This window comes from Streptomyces sp. NBRC 110611, assembly GCF_001590865.1.
Taxonomy (GTDB): Bacteria; Actinomycetota; Actinomycetes; order Streptomycetales; family Streptomycetaceae; genus Streptomyces.
The window spans coordinates 42,541-62,394 of the sequence record NZ_BBUY01000001.1 but is presented as its reverse complement, the minus strand read 5'-3'; the positions used below and the strand labels follow the sequence as shown (position 1 = coordinate 62,394).

At 70.9% G+C, this 19,854-nt stretch carries 17 protein-coding genes; 9 read left to right on the top strand and 8 right to left on the bottom strand.

The window, feature by feature from the left end; all coding sequences use genetic code 11:
- Positions 1–137: 137 nt before the first annotated feature.
- Entirely contained in the window at positions 138–1,190 is a 1,053-nt protein-coding gene (gene mshD / locus AZE13_RS00305; RefSeq protein WP_258527511.1) for a mycothiol synthase, read from the bottom strand.
- A gap of 264 nt (positions 1,191–1,454) precedes the next feature.
- Between mshD and AZE13_RS00300 the strand changes: the two genes are divergently transcribed.
- Positions 1,455–3,296, top strand: coding sequence for a bifunctional metallophosphatase/5'-nucleotidase (locus AZE13_RS00300; protein WP_181690212.1), 1,842 nt, complete (start codon positions 1,455–1,457; stop codon positions 3,294–3,296).
- A gap of 327 nt (positions 3,297–3,623) precedes the next feature.
- Positions 3,624–4,925 (top strand): DUF2993 domain-containing protein, encoded by a 1,302-nt coding sequence (locus tag AZE13_RS00295; RefSeq protein WP_258527509.1) that lies wholly within the window; start codon positions 3,624–3,626, stop codon positions 4,923–4,925.
- 14 nt (positions 4,926–4,939) lie between these two features.
- Here the strand turns inward: AZE13_RS00295 and AZE13_RS00290 are convergent, their stop codons facing one another.
- From AZE13_RS00290 to AZE13_RS00260, 7 genes are all read right to left on the bottom strand, one after another.
- Positions 4,940–6,409, bottom strand: coding sequence for a sensor histidine kinase (locus AZE13_RS00290; RefSeq protein WP_066925230.1), 1,470 nt, complete (start codon positions 6,407–6,409; stop codon positions 4,940–4,942).
- Positions 6,406–7,143 (bottom strand): response regulator transcription factor, encoded by a 738-nt coding sequence (locus AZE13_RS00285; protein WP_066925227.1) that lies wholly within the window; start codon positions 7,141–7,143, stop codon positions 6,406–6,408. Before AZE13_RS00285 ends, AZE13_RS00290 begins: the two co-directional genes overlap by 4 nt.
- Positions 7,144–7,229: 86 nt before the next feature.
- Positions 7,230–8,444, bottom strand: a complete 1,215-nt coding sequence (locus AZE13_RS00280) for a S1C family serine protease (RefSeq protein WP_066925223.1) — start codon at positions 8,442–8,444, stop codon at positions 7,230–7,232.
- A gap of 165 nt (positions 8,445–8,609) precedes the next feature.
- Positions 8,610–9,635 carry a LacI family DNA-binding transcriptional regulator gene (locus tag AZE13_RS00275; protein ID WP_066925220.1) on the bottom strand — a complete coding sequence of 342 codons (1,026 nt, stop codon included), beginning with the start codon at positions 9,633–9,635 and terminating at the stop codon, positions 8,610–8,612.
- A gap of 24 nt (positions 9,636–9,659) precedes the next feature.
- The gene (locus AZE13_RS00270; RefSeq protein WP_066925217.1) at positions 9,660–10,526 is read right to left on the bottom strand and encodes a response regulator transcription factor; all 867 of its coding nucleotides are present in this window, start codon (positions 10,524–10,526) and stop codon (positions 9,660–9,662) included.
- 430 nt (positions 10,527–10,956) lie between these two features.
- Positions 10,957–12,852 carry an ABC transporter ATP-binding protein gene (locus tag AZE13_RS00265; RefSeq protein WP_066926992.1) on the bottom strand — a complete coding sequence of 632 codons (1,896 nt, stop codon included), beginning with the start codon at positions 12,850–12,852 and terminating at the stop codon, positions 10,957–10,959.
- Positions 12,853–13,037: 185 nt separating this feature from the next.
- Positions 13,038–14,771: an ABC transporter ATP-binding protein gene (locus AZE13_RS00260; RefSeq protein WP_066925214.1), complete on the bottom strand. Its 1,734-nt coding sequence runs from the start codon at positions 14,769–14,771 to the stop codon at positions 13,038–13,040.
- Positions 14,772–14,972: 201 nt separating this feature from the next.
- Here AZE13_RS00260 and AZE13_RS00255 point away from each other — a divergent pair, with 201 nt between their 5' ends.
- The 7 genes from AZE13_RS00255 (at position 14,973) to AZE13_RS00230 (ending at position 19,853) form a co-directional block, all read left to right on the top strand.
- A complete protein-coding gene (locus AZE13_RS00255) occupies positions 14,973–15,278 on the top strand; it encodes a MoaD/ThiS family protein (RefSeq protein ID WP_066926989.1) in 306 nt (101 codons plus the stop codon).
- A 10-nt stretch (positions 15,279–15,288) separates the two neighbouring features.
- The gene (locus AZE13_RS00250; protein ID WP_079123547.1) at positions 15,289–16,758 is read left to right on the top strand and encodes a hypothetical protein; all 1,470 of its coding nucleotides are present in this window, start codon (positions 15,289–15,291) and stop codon (positions 16,756–16,758) included.
- A 131-nt stretch (positions 16,759–16,889) separates the two neighbouring features.
- Positions 16,890–17,591 (top strand): DUF2993 domain-containing protein, encoded by a 702-nt coding sequence (locus AZE13_RS00245; RefSeq protein ID WP_066925208.1) that lies wholly within the window; start codon positions 16,890–16,892, stop codon positions 17,589–17,591.
- 164 nt (positions 17,592–17,755) lie between these two features.
- On the top strand, positions 17,756–17,863 hold the full coding sequence (locus AZE13_RS39185) for a putative leader peptide (RefSeq protein WP_398780068.1): 108 nt from the start codon (positions 17,756–17,758) through the stop codon (positions 17,861–17,863).
- Between the two features lie 261 nt (positions 17,864–18,124).
- The gene (locus AZE13_RS00240; RefSeq protein ID WP_066925205.1) at positions 18,125–18,970 is read left to right on the top strand and encodes a sulfurtransferase; all 846 of its coding nucleotides are present in this window, start codon (positions 18,125–18,127) and stop codon (positions 18,968–18,970) included.
- A gap of 34 nt (positions 18,971–19,004) precedes the next feature.
- Positions 19,005–19,292: a DUF1416 domain-containing protein gene (locus tag AZE13_RS00235; RefSeq protein WP_066925202.1), complete on the top strand. Its 288-nt coding sequence runs from the start codon at positions 19,005–19,007 to the stop codon at positions 19,290–19,292.
- Positions 19,293–19,565: 273 nt separating this feature from the next.
- Complete coding sequence (locus AZE13_RS00230) at positions 19,566–19,853, top strand: DUF3099 domain-containing protein (RefSeq protein ID WP_066925199.1); 288 nt, start codon at positions 19,566–19,568, stop codon at positions 19,851–19,853.
- The last annotated feature ends 1 nt before the right edge of the window (position 19,854 follow it).

Genomic DNA, 19,854 nt, shown 5'->3' with positions numbered 1-19,854 from the left:
CTAGGGGTAGCGAGGGCCCCTTGCGAGCCACAACCGGCGGAGGGTGGGTGGGTATTCCTGTGGCTCACACCGTCGCGGGGCCCCTCAGGCCCTCAGGCCTCCATGGGCCCCTCAGGTCCCCGTGGGTCCCCAGGTCCTCAGGTCTCCGAGCGGTACATCAGGTCCGTCTCGTGCGTCATGAACCCCAGTCGCTCGTAGACGCTCACCGCCGCCTTGTTGTCCGCGTCCACGTACAGCATCGCCGTCGGCAGTCCCTGCCCCGCCAGATGACGCAGCCCGATCGAGGTCAGCGCCTTGCCCAGGCCGCCGCCCTGGGCGCCGGGGCGTACCCCGAGCACATAGACCTCGCCCAGACCCTCCTTCGCGTGCACCTTGGTCCAGTGGAAGCCGACCAGCCGGCCCTCCTTCTCCGCGAGGAAGAAGCCCTTCGGGTCGAACCACGGCTCGGCCTTGCGGTCGTCCAGGTCACGCTGGGTGAGCGAGCCCTGCTCCGGATGGTGGGCAAAAGCCTCCGCGTTCGCCTCCAGCCAGGCCACGTCGTCGACGCCCGGCTGGAAGGTCCGTACCGACACCCCTTCCGGCAGCACCGGTTCGGCCAGCTCCAGGTCCGCCAGCGAGCGCCGCATCTGCCGCAGCTCCCGGAACATCGTCAGCCCCAGCGTCTGGGCGAGGTGCCGGGCCGCCGGATGCCCGCCGTGCGCCCAGACCCGCAGCCGGTGCCCGGACTGGTTCAGCAGCTCGGCACCGAGCGCCCGGCCGTGCCCGCGGCCCCGGAATCCGGGGTGGACAACCAGCTCGGCGGCCGGCGCCTCCACCGGGTCGGTGTCCTCCAGCTGCCCGTACCCGACGAGCTCCTCGCCCTCGTCCCCGGGCGCGTACACCAGCACATGCCGGACGCCCTCCCGTCGCCCACCACCACCCCGGCCAGAATCGCTTTGCGATGCCCCTTCTTGATCCCGTCGCCCACCACCACCCCGGCCAGAATCGCTTTGCGATGCCCCTTCTTGATCCCGTCGCCCACCACCACCCCGCAGCTGGAGCCGCCCCTGCTCGGACACGGCGTGCTGCCCGTCCGTCCGCACGGCCCGTTCGATCAGCTCCAGGACGGCCTCGGCCTCCTCCGGCGCGAGCTCGTCGGCCACCTCGATCCTGCGGCCGGTCCGGCCCATCTCCTGTGCAGCGTCAGTCATGCCGAAAGCGTACGTCCGCGCCGGGGTTCCCGACGGGTACCGCCCACGTCCCCGTCCTTGTCCCCGTCCCCGTGGGCACACCACCCGGTGGCCCGGCGCGGCCCCCCCGCCTCAGCGCCGCCGCCGCTCCACGGCAACCAGCTCGTAACCCGGCACCCCCTGTTGTGCTACGCGCGTTGACCATAAGCTTCCCCCGCTCATGACCGTTCACGAGGGGAAGCACACATGCCAGCGACACCGCAACGGCGCCGCACCATAGGCAGATTGACGCTGGGGGCCACTGCACTGGCGGTCGCCGCTCTCACCGCCGCCGCCCTGCCGGCCGGCGCGGACACCGGCAACACCGGCAGCGCGGGCAGCGCGGGCAGCGCGGGCAGCGCGGGCAGCGCGGGCAGCGCGGGCAGCGCGGGCAGCACCGGCCGTACCAGCCAGGCCGGCCGTACCGTCGACGTGCAGCTTCTCTCCTTCAATGACTTCCACGGCAACCTCGAACCCCCGCAGGGCTCCTCCGGCACCGTCGAGGAGCTCCAGCCGGACGGGACGAAGAAGACCGTCCCGGCCGGTGGCGTCGAGTACCTGGCCCAGTCCCTGCGGACGGCCCGTAAGGGGCACCCGTACTCCATCACCGCGGCGGCCGGCGACCTGGTCGGCGGCTCGCCCATGCTGTCCGGGCTCTTCCACGACGAGCCCACCATCGAGGCCCTGAACAAGCTGAAGCTGGACGCCACCAGCGTCGGCAACCACGAGTTCGACGAGGGCCGCGCCGAGCTCCAGCGGATGCAGAACGGCGGCTGTCACCCCAAGGACGGCTGTTATGAGAAGGGGAAGAGGTTCCCGGGCACGGGCTTTCCCTACCTCGCCGCGAACGTGACGGACGAGAAGACGGACAAGCCGATCCTCAAGCCGTACACGGTGTGGAAGAAGAACGGCGTCAAGATCGGCTTGATCGGCCTGACCCTGGAGGGCACCCCGGACGTCGTCACGGCCGACGGCGTCAAGGGCCTGAAGTTCCACGACGAGATCGAGACGATCAACAAGTACGCCGAGGAGCTGGACAGACAGGGTGTGAAGTCCATCGTCACCCTGATCCACGAGGGCGGCGAGCCGGCCTCGAAGGCGTACAACTACCAGTGCGACAGCCCCGGGCCCGGCGACGGTATCTCGGGCCCGATCACCGCGATCGCCAAGGGCGTCACTCCCAAGGTCGACGCATTCGTGACCGGCCACACCCACGAGGCGTACGTCTGCACGATCCCGGACCCGGCGGGCAACCCGCGCATGGTCACCTCGGCGTCCTCGTTCGGCAAGGTCTACACGGATACGACGCTGACGTACGACCGCAGGACCAAGGACATCGTGCGGACCAGCGTGAAGTCCGCGAACCACGCGGTACGACGTGACGTGCCCAAGGCCGCGGACATGACCTCCCTGATCAACCGCTGGACCAAGCTGGCCGCCCCGGTCGCCAACCGCCCCGTGGGGCACATCACCGCCGACATCCCGGGCCGCGGCGCGGGCGCCCCCGAGTCCCCGCTCGGCGACGTCATCGCCGACGCCCAGCTCGAGGCCACCAAGGCAGCCGACAAGGGCGGCGCCCAGCTCGCTCTGATGAACCCCGGCGGCATCCGCTCCGACCTCGCCTACCAGGCCTCCGGCTCGGAAGGCGACGGTGTCGTCACCTACGGCGAGGCGTTCACCGTCCAGCCCTTCACCAACCTGCTGAACGTCGTCGACCTCACCGGCGCTCAGCTGCTGACCGGCCTCCAGCAGCAGGTCAGCGGCCCCAACGAGGCCTCCCCCAGGATCCTCCAGGTATCCAAGGGCCTCACGTACACGCTCGATATGACGAAGACCGGCGCCGACCGCGTGATCAAGGACTCGGTCAAGCTCGACGGCACCCCCCTGGACCCGGCCAAGACCTACCGCGTCGCCATGAACCAGTTCCTGGCCGGCGGCGGCGACGGCTTCCCGGTCTTCAAGGACGCCCGGAACAAGCATGTCGGCCCCGCCGACCTGGACGCCTTCCTGGCCTACCTGAAGGCCCACGCCTCGGCGGACAGTCCGCTCACCCCGCCGAAGGCGGACCGCATCACCCTCGTCAAGTAAGGCAAGCAGTAGGGCAAGTAAGGCAAGTAATCGTCCAGCAGGGGCGCGAGCAGCGGCGGGGGTACGGGCCACCCTGGCGGGAATTTTTCGTCAGGGTGGCCCGAACAATTGACGTGTAGCCGACATACCTCCAGTAAGACTTGCGTTCGAGGGATCCACCCATGGTGAGATGAGCGGATGGGTACTCCCACCGGCATCTCTTCGTCCTCGCGCGTGCCCGCCGATCCGCCCCTCGCCCCGCCCCCGTTCCCGTCCCCTTCCCCGGCAGCAGGGCCCCGGCACGATTCCTCCACTGACGCTGACGCCAGGTACGGCGACTCCAGCGCCATGAACGGCGACACCAGAAAGCTCGCCCCGGTCAATCCGTACGACGACCTGGCGGCTCTCGCCGACCCCGAACCCGGGCCGGGGACAGGGCCGGAGCACGGCGATTTCGGCGTCCCGGGCGCCACTCGGCGCCGTACCTACCTCAACGAGCGCGACGACAGCGACGACCCGCTGGGCCTCGGGCTGCGCTCGGACGACGAGGACGAGGGGAGAGCCTGGGCGCCGCCGAACCACCGGCGGATGAAGCGCGGAGTCAGCCGGTTCGCCGCCGTGCCGATCACCCTCAAGCTGCTGGTGGCGGTGGTGGTCTGCAGCGCGTTCCTGGCGCTGGGGGACCGGTTCGCGGTGCTCTACGCACAGCACAAGACGGCGGAGAAGCTGAAGGAAGCGCTGCATCTCAACGCCACTCCGGAAGTCGACATCGCGGGATTTCCGTTCCTCACCCAGGTGGTGGGCAAGCGGATCGACCAGGTGCGGGTGACCATCCCCGACCTGGCCGCCGACCGGGTGTCGCTGGCGAAGTTCGAGGCGACGGCGAACGACATCCGTATCGACGGCGATCTGCCCGCCTCCATCAAGGGCGCCACGATCGGCAGCATGCGCGGCAGCGTGCTGCTCGCCTTCGAGGACATGAACCGCGAGCTGGGCGCCTCACAGGTGAAATTCAGCGAGGTGGGGCCCAATACGGTCCGGGCCGAGGGACAACTCCCCATCGCCGGACACGAATTGCGGGTGCACGCCGAGGCCCGTATCCAGCGGGCCGGTGACCGCGGTATCTCCACCGATATCAGCCGGATGCGCCTGGACATCGGCGATGTCGCCGTCTACCGCCCCGGCACCGGCAAGGACGACGGGCTGCGGCTGACCCAGAAGGCCGCCGCCGAGCTGAGCCGGCAGGCGGCCCGGGTCAAGGCGATGCTGAGCATCCCGGCGATCGCGGAGCGGATCGGCATACCGAAGGAGTACATCGACGACGCGCTGCGCAGCGAGGACAAGCTGCACCAGCTGACCGGCTCGCCGCGCCTCGTCCACGAGCTGATGAAGGTCAACCTCGTCGATGTGGTGCTGGACCACCCCTGGCTGCTGCAGAAGGTCGGGGTCGACCCGAAGATCCTCGGCGAGCTGATCGGGCTGACCAAGCCACAGATCGCCGACCAGCTGTCGCTCTCCTTCCAGCTGCCGAAGTCGCCCGGCGATGTGCGGCTGCGCAATATCTCGGTCGTCTCGGACGGCATCCGCGCCGAGATCTCGGGATCCAACCTGCCGGTCGGCGACACCACGACGAAGCAGACGCACCAGTAGACGACGTGGCGGCGTCAGTGCTGGTCGTTCGCCGGGCCGGGCGGGCCGTTCGGCATGGCCGGCGGGGGCGTCGGCGCGCCCGGCAGGGTCAGGATCGCCTCGGTGCCGCCGGAGTCCGCGGAGCGCAGCCGTACCGTGCCGCCCGCCTGCTCGGCGGTGCGGGCCACGATCGACAGGCCCAGGCCGCTGCCGGGCAGGCTGCGGGCGGACGGCGAGCGCCAGAACCGCTCGAAGACGTGCGGCAGTTCGTCCTGCGGGATCCCCGGCCCGTGATCGCGGACGGTCAGCTCGCCGCCGGACAGCCGGACCTCGATGGTGCCGCCGGGCGGGCTGAACTTCACCGCGTTGTCGAGCAGGTTGACCACCGCCCGCTCCAGCGCGGCCGGTTCGGCCCGTACGTACCAGGGGTCGACGGACGCGGTCAGGGTCAGCGACGGGCCGCGCAGCCGGGCCCGCTCCAGCGCCGTGCCGACGATGTCGTGCAGGGCGACGACGTCCACGGCGGACTGCCCGGGGGCCGACGGCCGGGACAGCTCCTGCAGATCGCCGATCAGCGCGGCCAGCTCGCCCATCTGCGCCTTCACCGACGTCAGCAGCGCTTCCTTGTCCGCGGCGGGGATCGCGCGGCCGGACCGTTCGCTGCGTACGAGCAGGTCGATGTTGGTGCGGAGGGAGGTGAGCGGGGTGCGCAGCTCGTGTCCGGCGTCCGCGATGAGCTGTTGCTGGAGGTCCCGGGAGGCGGCCAGGGCCGCGGTCATGGCGTTGAAGGAGCGGGAGAGGCGGGCGATCTCGTCGTCGCCCTCCGCGGGGATGCGGAGGGTCAGGTCCTCGGTCCGGGCGACGTGCTCGACGGCGTCGGTGAGCCGGTCGACGGGTCTCAGGCCCGCGCGGGCCACCCACATACCGGCCGTGGCGGCGCCCAGCACGCCGACCCCGGCGACGATCAGCAGCACCAGCGCCAGCTGGTTCAGCGGCTCGGTGACCTGGTCCATCGGGGTGGCGATGGAGATGGCCAGCTGGTTGCCCGCGGCGTCGACGGCGGGCTTGTCGTAGACCCGCATCTCGGTGCCGTGCTGGTCCCGGGTGGTGCGCACATTGCTGCCCAGCCGCCGCTCGGCCACCAGCACGTCCGCCCGCTGCACCGGGATCTTGGGCTTGCGCGGGTCGTTGCAGACCTCGCCGGCCGCCGTGATCAGCCGGATGGTGTACGGCGAGGGCGGGTAGGGCTGGGGCTGCCCCTGGCAGTACGCGTACAGCTTCGAGACATCGTCCACGTTGACCGAGCTGAGGGTGTCGTCCAGCTGGTCCGTGAGCCGGTCCCGGGTGATCAGCCAGCAGGCGGCGGCCGAGAGGGCGACCGCGAAGGCCACCGCCACCGTGGTGAGCAGCGCCAGCCGCGCGCGCAGCGGCAGCCGCCGGAAGCGCTCCAGGGGGCCCCACGGGCGCCCGCCGCTCCGTGCCGTCGTCCCGGCGCGGTCGCTCATTCCGGCCCGCCGTCCGCCCGCAGGACGTAGCCGACCCCGCGCACGGTGTGCACCAGCCGCGGCTCTCCGCCCGCCTCGGTCTTGCGGCGCAGGTACATCACGTACACGTCGAGGGAGTTGGAGGTGGGCTCGAAGTCGAAGCCCCAGACGGCCTTCAGGATCTGCTCCCGGGTGAGGACCTGGCGCGGGTGCGCGAGGAACATCTCCAGCAGGGTGAATTCGGTGCGGGTCAGCTCGACCCGCCGGCTGCCCCGGGTCACCTCGCGGGTGGTCAGGTCCATCCGCAGGTCGGCGAAGGACAGCGTCTCGCCGTCCTCCGGCTGTGCACCGGCGGCCGCCGCGTACGAGCTGCGGCGCAGCAGCGCGCGGATCCGGGCGAGCAGCTCGTCCAGCTCGAAGGGCTTGACGAGGTAGTCGTCGGCGCCGGCGTCCAGGCCGGTGACGCGGTCGCCGACGGTGTCGCGGGCGGTCAGCATCAGGATCGGTACGGTCACCCCGTTCGACCGCAGCCGGCGGGCGGCGGTCAGCCCGTCCATGCGGGGCATCAGGACGTCCAGCACGATCAGCTCGGGGTCGTAGGACGCGACCTTCTCGACCGCGTCCAGACCGTCGACCGCCTGCGCGGTGCGGTACCCCTCGAAGGCGAGCGAGCGCTGCAGCGCCTCGCGGACGGCGGGCTCGTCGTCGACGATCAGGATGCGGGCGGGCTGATCACCGTGCTCGGCGGGGCTCATCTGCGTGGTTACCTCGGAGGGGATGGATACGGACGAACGGCTGGTTCCTCCTCACAGCGTGGCACGGCGGCGTGGCGGGACAGTAGTCAGACCCCGCTGCTGCCGCTGCCGCTTCCGCCGCTTCCGCTGCCGCCGCTGCCGCCGCTGCGCAGCGAGTCGAGGTCGGCCTTGACGGTGTTGACCGGTATGGCGAAGCCCAGGCCGACGCTGCCCGCGGTGCTGCTCGACGCCGATGTCGGCGAGTAGATCGCGGAGTTGATGCCGATGATCTCGCCCTGCATGTTGATCAGGGCGCCGCCGGAGTTGCCCGGGTTGAGCGAGGCGTCGGTCTGGATGGCCTTGTACGAGGTCTTCGACGAGCCGGTGTCCCCGTTGTACTCGTTGCCGCCGAACTCGAACGGCCAGCCGCCCCCGTCGCCCGGGTTCCACTGCCGCTGCCGCTGCCCGTCCTCCTTGGGGACGGTGACCTCCCGGTTCAGGGCGGAGACGATTCCGCTGGTCACCGAGCCGGTGAGGCCCTCGGGCGAGCCGATCGCCACCACCTGGTCGCCGACCGTGATCTTGTCGGAGTCGCCGAGCCGGGCCGCGGTCAGGTTCTTGGCGCCCTGGACCTTGATCAGCGCCAGGTCCTTGTCGGGGTCGGTACCGACGACCTTGGCCGTCTTGCGGCTGCCGTCGCTGAAGGTGACGGTCACCGTGCTCGCGCCCGCGACCACGTGATTGTTGGTGATGATCTCGCCATCGCTGGTGATGACGACTCCGGAGCCGGTGGACTGGCCGCTGCCGGTCCGCGCCTTGATCTCCACGATCGCCGGGCTGACCGCCTTGGCCACCCCCGCGACCCCGCCGCCGCTCTTCTGGCCCGCGTTGACCAGCGGGGTGGAGGCGCTGTTCTGCGTGGCGCGCTGGGTCGCGCCGGCGATCAGCGCCGCGCTGCCGCCGCCGATGAGACCGGAGGCGAGGGCCACCGCCGCGATGAGCGCGACCGGCCGGCGGGCCCGCCGCCGGACAGTGCCGCCGCCGGCCGCCTCGCCGTCGCCGGCCATACCGGTTGTCCCGGCTGTCCCGGCCGCCCCGTGTGCCCCGTGTGCCCCGTGTGCCCAGGCCGCCGTCCCGTTCGCTCCGTTCGCCCCGTCCGTCCACGGTGCGTACGGGGGCGGAGGCGGCACAATCCCGTGCCCTTGGCCCTGCCCCTGGCCCTGGGCCGGGCCCTGGGCCGGCCCCTGCCCCTGCTCGGTGCCGTATGCGTACGGCCGGTCCTGTGGCATCTCATCGCCGCTGCGGCGGTAGCTCTCGGTCATGTCAAAACTCTGCGCCCGATGCATGAGAGCTGTCTGAGAACGCCCTGAGGAACCCGACAGAAGTGGGTATGCCCGGTATAAAGGCTGCTCCGGACGCAGTAGGACGGCCGTGTCGGCGAGCCGGTCAGGCCGCCCTCCGGCCGTCCGGCGGCCGCCCGGCAGCCGTCAGCCGCCGCAGCCGCACGACCGCCGGACGACCAGCCGGGCCGGGAACTGCCGCAGCCGCTCCCGCCGCGACCCGACCACCCGCAGCCCGTCGTCCAGCACCAGGTCCACCGCCGCCCGCGCCATCGCCTCACGGTCCGAGGCGACCGTCGTCAGCGGCGGATCGGTCAGCGCGGCTTCCTTCACGTCGTCGAACCCGGCCACCGCCAGCTCGCCCGGCACATCGATCCGCAGCTCACGAGCGGCCCGCAGGACACCGATCGCCTGGTCGTCGGTGGCGCACATGATGGCCGGCGGCCGCTCCGGGCCGGACAGCAGCTTCAGCGCGACCTCGTAGGCGTCATAGCGGTTGTAATCGGCCTCGTAGTAGCGGCCCTCCGGCGACTTCCCCGACTCCAGCATGGCGCGCCGCCACCCCTCGACGTGGTCGGTGACCGGGTCGCCGGACTTCGGGGTCTCCTCCGTACCGCCGAGGAACGCGACGTACGGATGGCCGTGCTCCAGCAGATGCCGGGTCGCCAGCTGCGCGCCCCAGACGTCGTCCGTCATCACCGCGACATCGTCGATCGCGTCCGGCCGGCGGTGCAGCAGCACCACGCGCGCGTCCCATGCGTCGATCTCGGCGGCGGCGTGCTCGCTGGGCCCCTGGCTGATCAGGATCAGCCCGGCCACCCGCATGCCCAGGAACGCGCGCAGGTAATGGACCTCGCGCTCATCCAGATAGTTGGCGTTGCCGACCAGGACCATCTTTCCGCGCTCGGCGGCGGCCTGCTCCACGGCGTGCGCCATCTCCGCGAAGAACGGCTGCCGGGTGTCCGGCACGATCAGGCCTATGAGGTCGGTACGGCGGGACGCCATGGCCTGCGCGACCCGGTCCGGCCGGTAGCCCAGCTCCTTGATCGCGGCGAGTACCCGCTCGCGCGTGGCCGGGGCGACCGGCCGGGGTCCGTTGTTGATGACGTAACTCACGACAGCGGTGGATGTCCCCGCCAGTCTTGCCACATCATCCCGCGTCACCTTGGCCACGCGCGGCAGTCTACGCGGGTGGTCCTACCGGGAGGCAGGGCGTACGGCCGCGGATTCCGGGGCCGCGGCCACGGGCTTTCCGGCAGCAGGCGCCTTGCCCGAACCGTTGCCGCTCTCCGCGCCCCGCCCCCGCTCCGGCCGCCCGCCCTGAGGGGACTTCGCCTCCGCGGCGTCCCTCCCGGCCTCAGCCTTCGCCTTGGCCTCGGCGGCACGCTCCACCTTCTCCGGCGTCACAAAGCGGTAGCCGACGTTACGGACCGTACCGATCAGCGACTCGTGCTCGGGCCCGAGCTTGGCGCGCAGCCGCCGTACGTGGACGTCGACGGTCCGCGTACCGCCGAAGTAGTCGTAGCCCCACACCTCCTGGAGGAGCTGGGCGCGGGTGAAGACCCGGCCCGGGTGCTGCGCCAGGTACTTCAGCAGCTCGAACTCCTTGAAGGTCAGGTCCAGGACCCGCCCTTTGAGCTTGGCGCTGTAGGTCGCCTCGTCCACGGAGAGATCCCCGTTCCGGATCTCCATCGGGCCGTCGTCGGCGGAGATCTGCTGGCGGCCCATCGCCAGCCGCAGCCGCGCCTCCACCTCGGCGGGGCCCGCGGTGTCCAGCATGACGTCGTCGACGCCCCAGTCGGCGGTGACCGCGGCCAGCCCGCCCTCGGTGACGACCAGGATCAGCGGACAGCCGGGGCCGGTGGACCGCAGCAGCTGGCACAGGGACCGCACATGGGGAAGATCACGGCGGCCGTCGATCAGTATGACGTCGGCTCCCGGGGTGTCGATCAGAGCCGGGCCCTCGGCCGGGGCCACCCGCACACTGTGCAGCAGCAGGCCGAGCGCCGGGAGCACCTCCGTCGACGGCTGAAGGGCATTGGTCAGAAGCAGCAGCGAACTCACCTCCGACCACCTGCCGAGTGCTGCGCGCGCTCCTTCCGGTTCTGCCACGCGCGGTCGCCCTGCCGACTCCGCTGCGCGCGGTCGTCCCGCCTGCTTCGCTCGCCCATAACGTCTGGTTCCTCCTCGGTCCCTGCGACGGGGGGCACGTAGCTTTCCACCACGCCCCGTGGCTGAAAGCACGAAAGGACCCGGGGGCAACGCTGCCCGGATCCTTCTTAGCTCGACAGGATACCGTATCGCTGCGCTTGGCTTGCTCCCCACGTTGTTGGCTTTCCCGCCGTGTCGCCTGGCGGCGGGCTGTTTTCCGCTGCGCGGGGCTGTACGTCACGGGTGCGCTCCTCCGGACTGGCGTCCGGAGGAGCGGACCCGCGCCCGAACCACCCACGCCCGCCGCAGGCGCACGGCGAGAAACACCCCCGGCGGGACGGGGCTAGACGACGGGGGCCGAGAATTGCGCCGCGTAGAGGCTCGCGTAGGCGCCGTCCGAGGCGATCAGGTCGTCGTGGGAGCCCTGTTCCACGATCGCGCCGTTCTCCATGACGAGAATCGTGTCCGCGTCGCGGATCGTGGAGAGGCGGTGGGCGATGACGAAGCTGGTGCGGCCGGTGCGGAGCTGGGCCATGGCGTGCTGGATGAGGACCTCCGTGCGGGTGTCGACCGAGCTGGTGGCCTCGTCCAGGACGAGGATGGCCGGTTCGGCGAGGAACGCGCGGGCGATGGTGATCAGCTGCTTCTCGCCGACGGAGACGTTGCTGCCCTCCTCGTCGATGACGGTGTCGTAGCCGTCGGGGAGGGTGCGGACGAAGCGGTCGACGTGGGTGGCCCTGGCGGCCTCGACGATCTGGTCCATGGAGGTGCCGGCGGGGGCGCCGTAGGCGATGTTCTCGGCGATCGTGCCGCCGAAGAGCCAGGTGTCCTGGAGGACCATGCCGATGTGCGAGCGGAGTTCCTCGCGGGACATGGCGGCGATATCGGTGCCGTCCAGGGTGATCCGGCCGCCGCGGACCTCGTAGAACCGCATCAGGAGGTTGACCAGGGTGGTCTTGCCGGCGCCGGTGGGGCCGACGATGGCGACGGTCTGGCCGGGGTGGACGGCGAGGGAGAGGGCCTCGATGAGGGGCTTGTCGTCGGTGTACGAGAAGGAGACGTCCTCGAAGGAGACATGGCCGCGGACGGGGGCCTCGGGGCGGGCCGGCGGTTCGGGGTCGGGGTGCTGCTCCTTCGCGTCGAGGAGTTCGAAGACGCGCTCGGCGGAGGCGACGCCGGACTGGACGAGGTTGGCCATCGAGGCGACCTGGGTCAGCGGCTGGCTGAACTGGCGGCTGTACTGGATGAAGGCCTGGACGTCACCGATGGAGAGGGCGCCGGAGGCGACGCGGAGACCGCCGACCACCGCCACCAGGACGTAGTTGAGGTTGCCGATGAACATCATCGCGGGCTGGATGATGCCCGAGATGAACTGGGCCTTGAAGCCCGCCTGGTAGAGCGCCTCGTTCTGCTCGCGGAAGAGTGCGGCGGACTCCTTCTGGCGGCCGAAGACCTTCACCAGGCTGTGGCCGCTGTACATCTCCTCGACGTGCGCGTTGAGCTTGCCGGTGGTCTTCCACTGCTGGACGAACTGCGGCTGGGCGCGCTTGCCGACCTTGGTGGCGACGACGACCGAGACCGGGACCGTGATCAGGGCGACCAGGGCCAGCAGCCAGGAGATCCAGAACATCATGCCGAGCACGCCGAGGATCGTCAGGAGCGAGGTGATGATCTGGCTGAGGGTCTGCTGGAGGGTCTGCTGGATGTTGTCGATGTCGTTGGTGGCGCGGGAGAGGACCTCGCCGCGCTGCTGTTTGTCGAAGTAGCTGAGGGGGAGCCGGGCCAGCTTCTCCTCGACCTCTTCGCGGAGGCGGAAGACCGTGCGCTGGACGACCTTGGTGGCGATCCGGGCCTGGACGAAGCCGAAGACGGAGGCACCGACGTAGATGGCGGTGACCCAGAGCAGGACCACGCCGACCGCGCCGAAGTCGATGCCGTGCCCGGGCACGACCGGCATCGTGCCGAGCAGGTCGGCCAGACCGCCCTGCCCCTGCGCGCGCAGCCGGGCCGCGGCCTCGGCCTTGGTCAGTCCGTCGGGCAGCTGGCGGCCGACGATGCCGGACATGATCAGGTCGGTGGCGTGGCCGAGGACCTTGGGGCCGATGACGGTCAGGGCCACGCTGAGGACGCCGAGGAGCAGGGCGACGGAGATGATGCCGCGCTCGGGGCGCATCTGGGCGAGCAGGCGTATGCCGGAGCCCTTGAAGTCGAGGGATTTCTCGGTGGGTTGGCCACCCATGAAGCGGGCCGGGCCGGACGCCGGGGCCGGGCCCCGCGCCGGGGTCGCCGAGGGCGACTTGCCGGTGGCCGTGTCAGTGGCCTGGGCTTCCGTGGGCTGTGCTGCAGCGGCCTGTTCCGGGGCCGCCGTCCGGTGCTGCGTGGCGGGTGCCTGGTCCTTGGTGGCCGCCGCCTTGTCCGGGGGTGTCACGCCGCCTCCTGCTCGGTGAGCTGGGAGAGCACGATCTCCCGGTAGGTCTCGTTGTCGGCCATCAGCTCGGTGTGGGTGCCGGTGCCGACGACCCGGCCCTCGTCCAGGACGACGATCCGGTCGGCGCCGCGGATGGTGGAGACCCGCTGGGCGACGATCACGACCGTGGCCCGGTCCGTCTCGCGGGCGAGCGCGGCGCGCAGGGCGGCGTCGGTGGCGTAGTCCAGGGCGGAGAAGGAGTCGTCGAAGAGGTAGATCTCCGGGCGGCGGACCAGCGCGCGGGCGATCGCCAGGCGCTGGCGCTGGCCGCCGGAGACGTTGGAGCCGCCCTGGGCGACGGGGGCGTCCAGGCCTCCGTCCATCCGCTCGACGAAGTCCTTTGCCTGGGCGGTCTCCAGGGCGTGCCACAGCTCGTCGTCGGTGGCGTCCGGGTTGCCGTAACGGAGGTTGCTGGCGACCGTGCCGGAGAAGAGGTACGGCTTCTGCGGGACCAGGCCGATGGCCTTGGCCAGCGTCTCCTGGTCGAGGGTACGGACGTCCTCGCCGTCCACCAGGACCGCACCGCCGGTCGCGTCGAAGAGACGGGGGACCAGCCCGAGGAGGGTGGACTTGCCGCTGCCGGTGGAGCCGATGACGGCGGTGGTCTCCCCGGGGCGGGCGATCAGGGAGATGTCCTTGAGGACCGGCTGCTCGGCGCCCGGGTAGCGGAACTCGACGTGACGGAGCTCCAGTTCGCCGTGGCGGCGGAGCTCGGTGACGGGGTGGGCGGCCGGGGTGACGCTGGAGTCCGTGGTCAGGACTTCCTGGATGCGCTCGGCGCAGACCTCGGCGCGCGGCAACATCATCACCATGAACGTCGCCATCATGATCGACATCAGGATGTACATCAGGTAGCTGAGGTACGCCGTCAGCGCGCCGATCTGCATGGCGCCGCTGTCGATGCGCAGCCCGCCGAACCAGACCACGGCCACGCTGGAGACGTTCACGACCAGCATGACCAGCGGAAACATCATCGACATCAGCCGGCCGGCGCGCACCGAGACGTCGTAGAGGTCGGTGTTGGCGGCGGCGAACCGCTCCCGCTCGTGCCGGTCGCGGACGAAGGCCCGGATGACGCGGATACCGGCGATCTGCTCACGCAGGACACGGTTGACGGTGTCGATGCGCTCCTGCACCCCACGGAAGAGCGGACGCATCCGGCGTACGAAGAGTGAGACGAGGATCCCGAGGACCGGGACGATGACCAGGAGCAGGCCCGACAGCGGCACATCCTGATTGAGCGCCATGACGAGGCCGCCGATCATCATGATCGGTGCCGCGACCATCATCGTGAACGTCATCAGGACCAGCATCTGGACCTGTTGGACGTCGTTGGTGGTGCGGGTGATCAGGGACGGCGCGCCGAAGGTGCCGACTTCCCGCGCGGAGAACGACTGCACCCGGTCGAAGACCGCGGCGCGGATGTCCCGGCCGAGTGCCATGGCCGTACGGGCACCGAAGTAGACGGCTCCGATGGCGCAGGCGATCTGCAGCAGGGTGACGGCGGTCATGAAACCGCCGATACGGAGGATGTAGCCGGTGTCGCCCTCGATGACGCCGTTGTCGATGATGTCGGCGTTGAGGCTGGGCAGGTAGAGGGTGGCCAGGGTCTGGATCAGCTGGAGGAGGACGATCAGGGATATCGAGTGCCTGTGGGGCCGCAAATGCGCCCACGCGAGTCGGACCAACACACAAGGAGACTAATCGAACGCTTGCCTTCGGCAATCGAATTCCCGGAGGAACACAGCGGAACTCAGCGGAATTCAGACTCCTGTCGCAGCGGAACGGGACCCGCGCAGTACGTCCGAAGACTGACGCATACCGCACGCGGGGCGGAACCGGCCAGGCGCCGGCGCTCGCCCACGACCGGACCGGCCGCCGCGTAGGCCATGATGGAGGGCGGCAACGACGAACCACACGACGAAGAGGGCGCCGTGACAAGAACTGGCACCGTGCGCTACTGGGCCGCGGCCAAGGCCGCCGCCGGCACGGCGGAGGAGCCCTATGCGGCGGCGACGCTCGCCGAGGCGCTCGACGCGGCACGCGCGGCGCACGCCGCGAACCCCGAGTTCGCGCGCGTCCTGCAGCGCTCCTCCTTCCTGGTGGACGGCGATCCGGTCGGCACCCGCGACCACGCGGCGGTGCCGCTGGCCGAGGGTGGCACCGTCGAGGTCCTGCCACCGTTCGCGGGAGGGTGAGCAGCAGACGATGAACGACCAGCAGCCGCAGGGCCACCGTCCCTACCCGTCACAGGATCCGTATCCGGCAGCGGATCCGTATCCGGCAGCGGATCGGTATCCGGCAGTGGATCCGTACACGTCACGGGACCCGGCCCCGGACCCGTACACGTCACGGGATGCGTACCCGTCACCGGATCCGTACGCACAGCCGGACTCGTACGCCCAACAGGCCTACCAGGCCCAGCAGTCCGGACAGCCGCCGTACGACCCGCGGCCCGCGTACGGCGACCCGGGCACCCCGGCCGCCCCGGACGCCCCGGACGCCCCGTACGGGCAGCAGGCGTACAGCCCGTATACGGACCCCTATCCGCAGCAGCAGCCGCATACGCAGCAGCAGCCACCGCCACCGCAGAACAACCACCCGTACGCGCGCACCCAGTACGGGTACGACGGTCACGGGCACAGCCACGGCCACGGGCAGAGCCACGGACCGGGCCACGGGCACCAGGCACAGGCCCAGGCACAACCGCAGCCGCGGCCCGCCTCGCCGCAGCAACCGCACTACGCCCAGCCGCCGGCCCGGCATCCGGCGCAGCCGCCCGGCCCGCATCAGAGCGCGCCGTCGGCCGAGGGGTCGTACCCCCGCCAGCACCCCCCGCAGGCCAGGCCCGCACCGGCCGCCGTCGCCGCCACCACGGCCGACGCGGCGGCCACCGCCCGCCCGGCCATCCCCAGCGCGCCGCTGGCGCCCAACCAGCGTGCCCGCCTCGAAGGCCGCTCGCCGATCATCCCGCCCGGCATCCAGCCGGCCGCGCTGACCGCCGGGCTCGCCGTCCTGCTCGCGCTGACCGCACCGCTGGCCCAGCCGGCACTCGCCCTGCCGGTCGTGTTGCTGCAGGCGGTCACCGCGGCCGGCTGGTTCCGGCTGAACGGCATGTGGCCGGCCCGCCAGGGCATCGCGCTGGCGTTCCTGGCCGGCCTGACCACCGACGCCGCGCTACTGGCCACGGACCGGGCCAGCGCGCCACTGGTGGCCATCGGCACGCTCGGGGTGTGGTGTCTGCTCGTCCTGATCCTGCAGCTGCGCAACCGCAGCAGCGCCGACGAGCGGATGTACGCGCTGACCGCGGGCATGACCTCGACCGCGCTGGCGGTACTCGCCGCCGGGCAGCTCGCGGCCAATCCGCATGCGGTGGTGGTCGGCGCCGCCGCGGTCGCGGTGGCCACGCTCGCCCGGGCGCTGCCGCTGCCCTCCCCCGTCTCGCTCGGTGTCTCGCTGGTGGCCGCCGCGGGCGCGGGCATCGGGGCGGGTCAGCTGACCGGCCTGGGGGCGTCCGGTGCGCTGCTGGGCCTGGCGGCCGGCGGCTGCGCGCTGATCGGCCTGCGGGTGGCCAGCTACGACTATCCGTCGCGGTTCGTCCATATGACGGCCGGTGTCGCCCTGCCGCTGGCCCTGGCCGCGCCGGCGGTGTACGTCCTGGGGCGGGCGCTGGGCTAGGGCCTGTCACGTCATATCCGCCGTCCTCCGGCCGGGTCGTCTAGGGTCGGTCGGGGGCGCAGGCACAGGAAGGGGACCTGCGCGGACGAATCGGCCGGTGATCCCGGCCCAGGTGTGGGGGTAGTGATTCGATGCGAGCACTGCGTGTGCTGCTGGTCATCATCGTCATATTCGGCGGCTTGTTCGTGGCCGCCGACCGGCTGTTGGTGAGCCTGGCCGAGGACAAGGCCGCGGAGAAGCTCCGCGCCAGCCGGGGGCTGGACCGGACGCCGGAGGTCTCCATCAAGGGCTTCCCGTTCCTGACCCAGGTCGCCGGCCGCAGCCTCGACGAGGTGGACGCCAAGCTCGGCAGCGTCGAGGCTCGGGCCGAGGGACACACGCTGCGCATCGACCAGATGTCCGCGACGTTCCACGATGTCGAGCTGACCAGCGACTACGGGTCCATCAAGGGTGCCGCCTCGGCGACCGCCACGGCCCGGATCAGCTACGCCGACCTGACCAAGGCGTCGGGCCGCAACGTCAAGATCGCCTACGCCGGGGAGAAGGACGGCCGCAGCCAGGTCAAGATCTCGCCGAACGTTCCGCTCCTCGACTCGCTGGAGGTGACCGGCTCGGTCACCGTCGTGGACGGGAACACCGTCCGGCTGCGCGCCGACGAGCTTCCGGTGGTGTGCCGGGCCCTCCCGGGGTGCCAGGCCAAGGTGCGTGCCGAGACCGACCACGACTGGAAGCTGGACCAGCTGCCCGGCAACCTGAAGCTGGACAAGGTCACGACGCAGGCGGACGGTATCTCGATCTCCGCCTCCGGCAAGGACGTCAAGCTCACCGGCTGACGGACGCCCGCCCGGGGCGGGCCGCCCCACCGGCCCGCCCCGGGGCGTCCGTAGGCGCCCGTACGCGCCCCACGAGGGCCGCCCATATCACCATGCAGACAATTGCGTCTCGCCATATGACACACCGGTGACATGCCCGGCTCCGCGTCCCTACGATCGGGCCCATGCGGAGCGCATTGAGCCGTCCCCACCCACGGGGACTGGCGGTACTCACCAAGCGGCGGGCAGTCGACCTGTGCCGCGTTGCCGCCATGCTCTGTCGCCCTGTCTGACGGGCTTCCGCACCCTCACCCCCCAAGCCCTTGAGGAGCAGCAGGCTCTCCGAGGAGCGGGGCGGCCCCGTCCCCAGCCGGCCCGTCGGGCCGGATCCCATGTGTCCGCACCGCGCCACTTGGGCACCGTACGGAAGTGACAACGCCGGGAACCGACCGGCGCGCAGTCGGCATACCCGCACACCCACTCCCCGTCTTCCCCCCGAGTTCTCGACGAGCAGGGGGCACCCCCATCCGCAACTGCCCCGGAGGAGAAGGATCATGAGCCGCAGCGACGTCCTCGTAGACGCCGACTGGGTCGAGGCCCACATCAACGACCCGAAGGTGGTCATCGTCGAGGTCGACGAGGACACCTCGGCCTACGACAAGAACCACATCAAGAACGCGGTCCGGATCGACTGGAAGAAGGACCTCCAGGACCCGGTGCGCCGCGACTTCATCGACCAGGCGGGGTTCGAGAAGCTCCTCTCGGAAAAGGGCATCGCCAACGACGACACCGTCATCCTCTACGGCGGCAACAACAACTGGTTCGCCTCCTACGCCTACTGGTACTTCAAGCTCTACGGGCACGGCAGCGTGAAGCTGCTCGACGGCGGCCGCAAGAAGTGGGAGCTGGACTCGCGCGAGCTGGTCGACGGCTCCAAGGTCCCCCACCGCCCGGCCACCGAGTACCAGGCCAAGGCCCAGGACACCGCCATCCGCGCCTTCCGTGACGACGTCGTGGCGGCCATCGGCACCAAGAACCTGGTCGACGTGCGCTCGCCCGACGAGTTCAGCGGCAAGCTGCTCGCCCCCGCGCACCTCCCGCAGGAGCAGTCGCAGCGCCCCGGCCACGTGCCGAGCGCCCGCAACATCCCGTGGTCGAAGAACGCCAACGACGACGGCACCTTCAAGTCGGACGACGAGCTCAAGGCCCTCTACGAGGCGGAGTCCGTCGACCTCTCGAAGGACACCATCGCCTACTGCCGCATCGGTGAGCGCTCGGCCCTGACCTGGTTCGTCCTGCACGAGCTGCTCGGCCAGGCCAACGTCAGGAACTACGACGGCTCCTGGACCGAGTACGGCTCGCTCGTCGGCGTGCCGATCGAGCTCGGCGCCGGCAAGTAGGCCACCCCGACCTTTCTTTTCCCTAGGAGTACACATGTGTGGAGCACAGGCCGGCGGCCCCGACGCTTCGACCGCCAAGACCGGTGAGACCACGATCCAGGGCCAGGTGACCCGCGACGGCGAGCCCGTCGCCGGTTACGTCCGACTCCTGGACAGCACCGGCGAGTTCACCGCCGAGGTCCCCACCTCCGCGACCGGACAGTTCCGCTTCTACGCGGCCGAGGGCACCTGGACGGTGCGCGCCCTCATCCCGGGCGCCACCGCGGACCGCACCGTCGTCGCCCAGCAGGGCGGCCTGGCGGAGGTCGCCATCACCGTCTGACGGTGGGACCGGTGGCCGGTTACCGGTGACCACGGGCGGTGGCCGGTGACCGGTGACCGACGGCCGGTGGTCGGTGACCGGCCGTCGGTGGCTGGTCACTGGTGATCGGTGACCGGCGGTCGGTGGCAGTACGTACCTGCCGGGGGTATGTACCTTCCGTACGGCCGGAGGGCCGCACCCCAGAGGTTTGGACACCTTGTGCGGGGGGTGCGGCCCTTCTGCTGCCCGCCCGGCACGCTTCTTTCCCACGCGCCGCGGACTTACCGTGGACTTATGTACGCGCACCGCCGGTCGCCCGTAGAGCGCCGTCATCGCCGGTACTTCATGCTGATGGGCGCGTGCCTCGTGCTGTTCGTGCTCGCCTGGGGCGTGGTGCGGCTGTGGTCGGTGCCGGCCGCGGTGGCCATGTGCGTCGTCGCCATGGTCATCCCGCCGATCGCGGCGTTCATCGGCAACCGGCGGGAGCCCGGTGAGCGCTGGTGGGACGAATCGGGCGACCCCGAGTCCGACCGCTGGTGGCGCGAGCTGGACGACCGCGGCGACACCAAGCACCCGCGCTAGG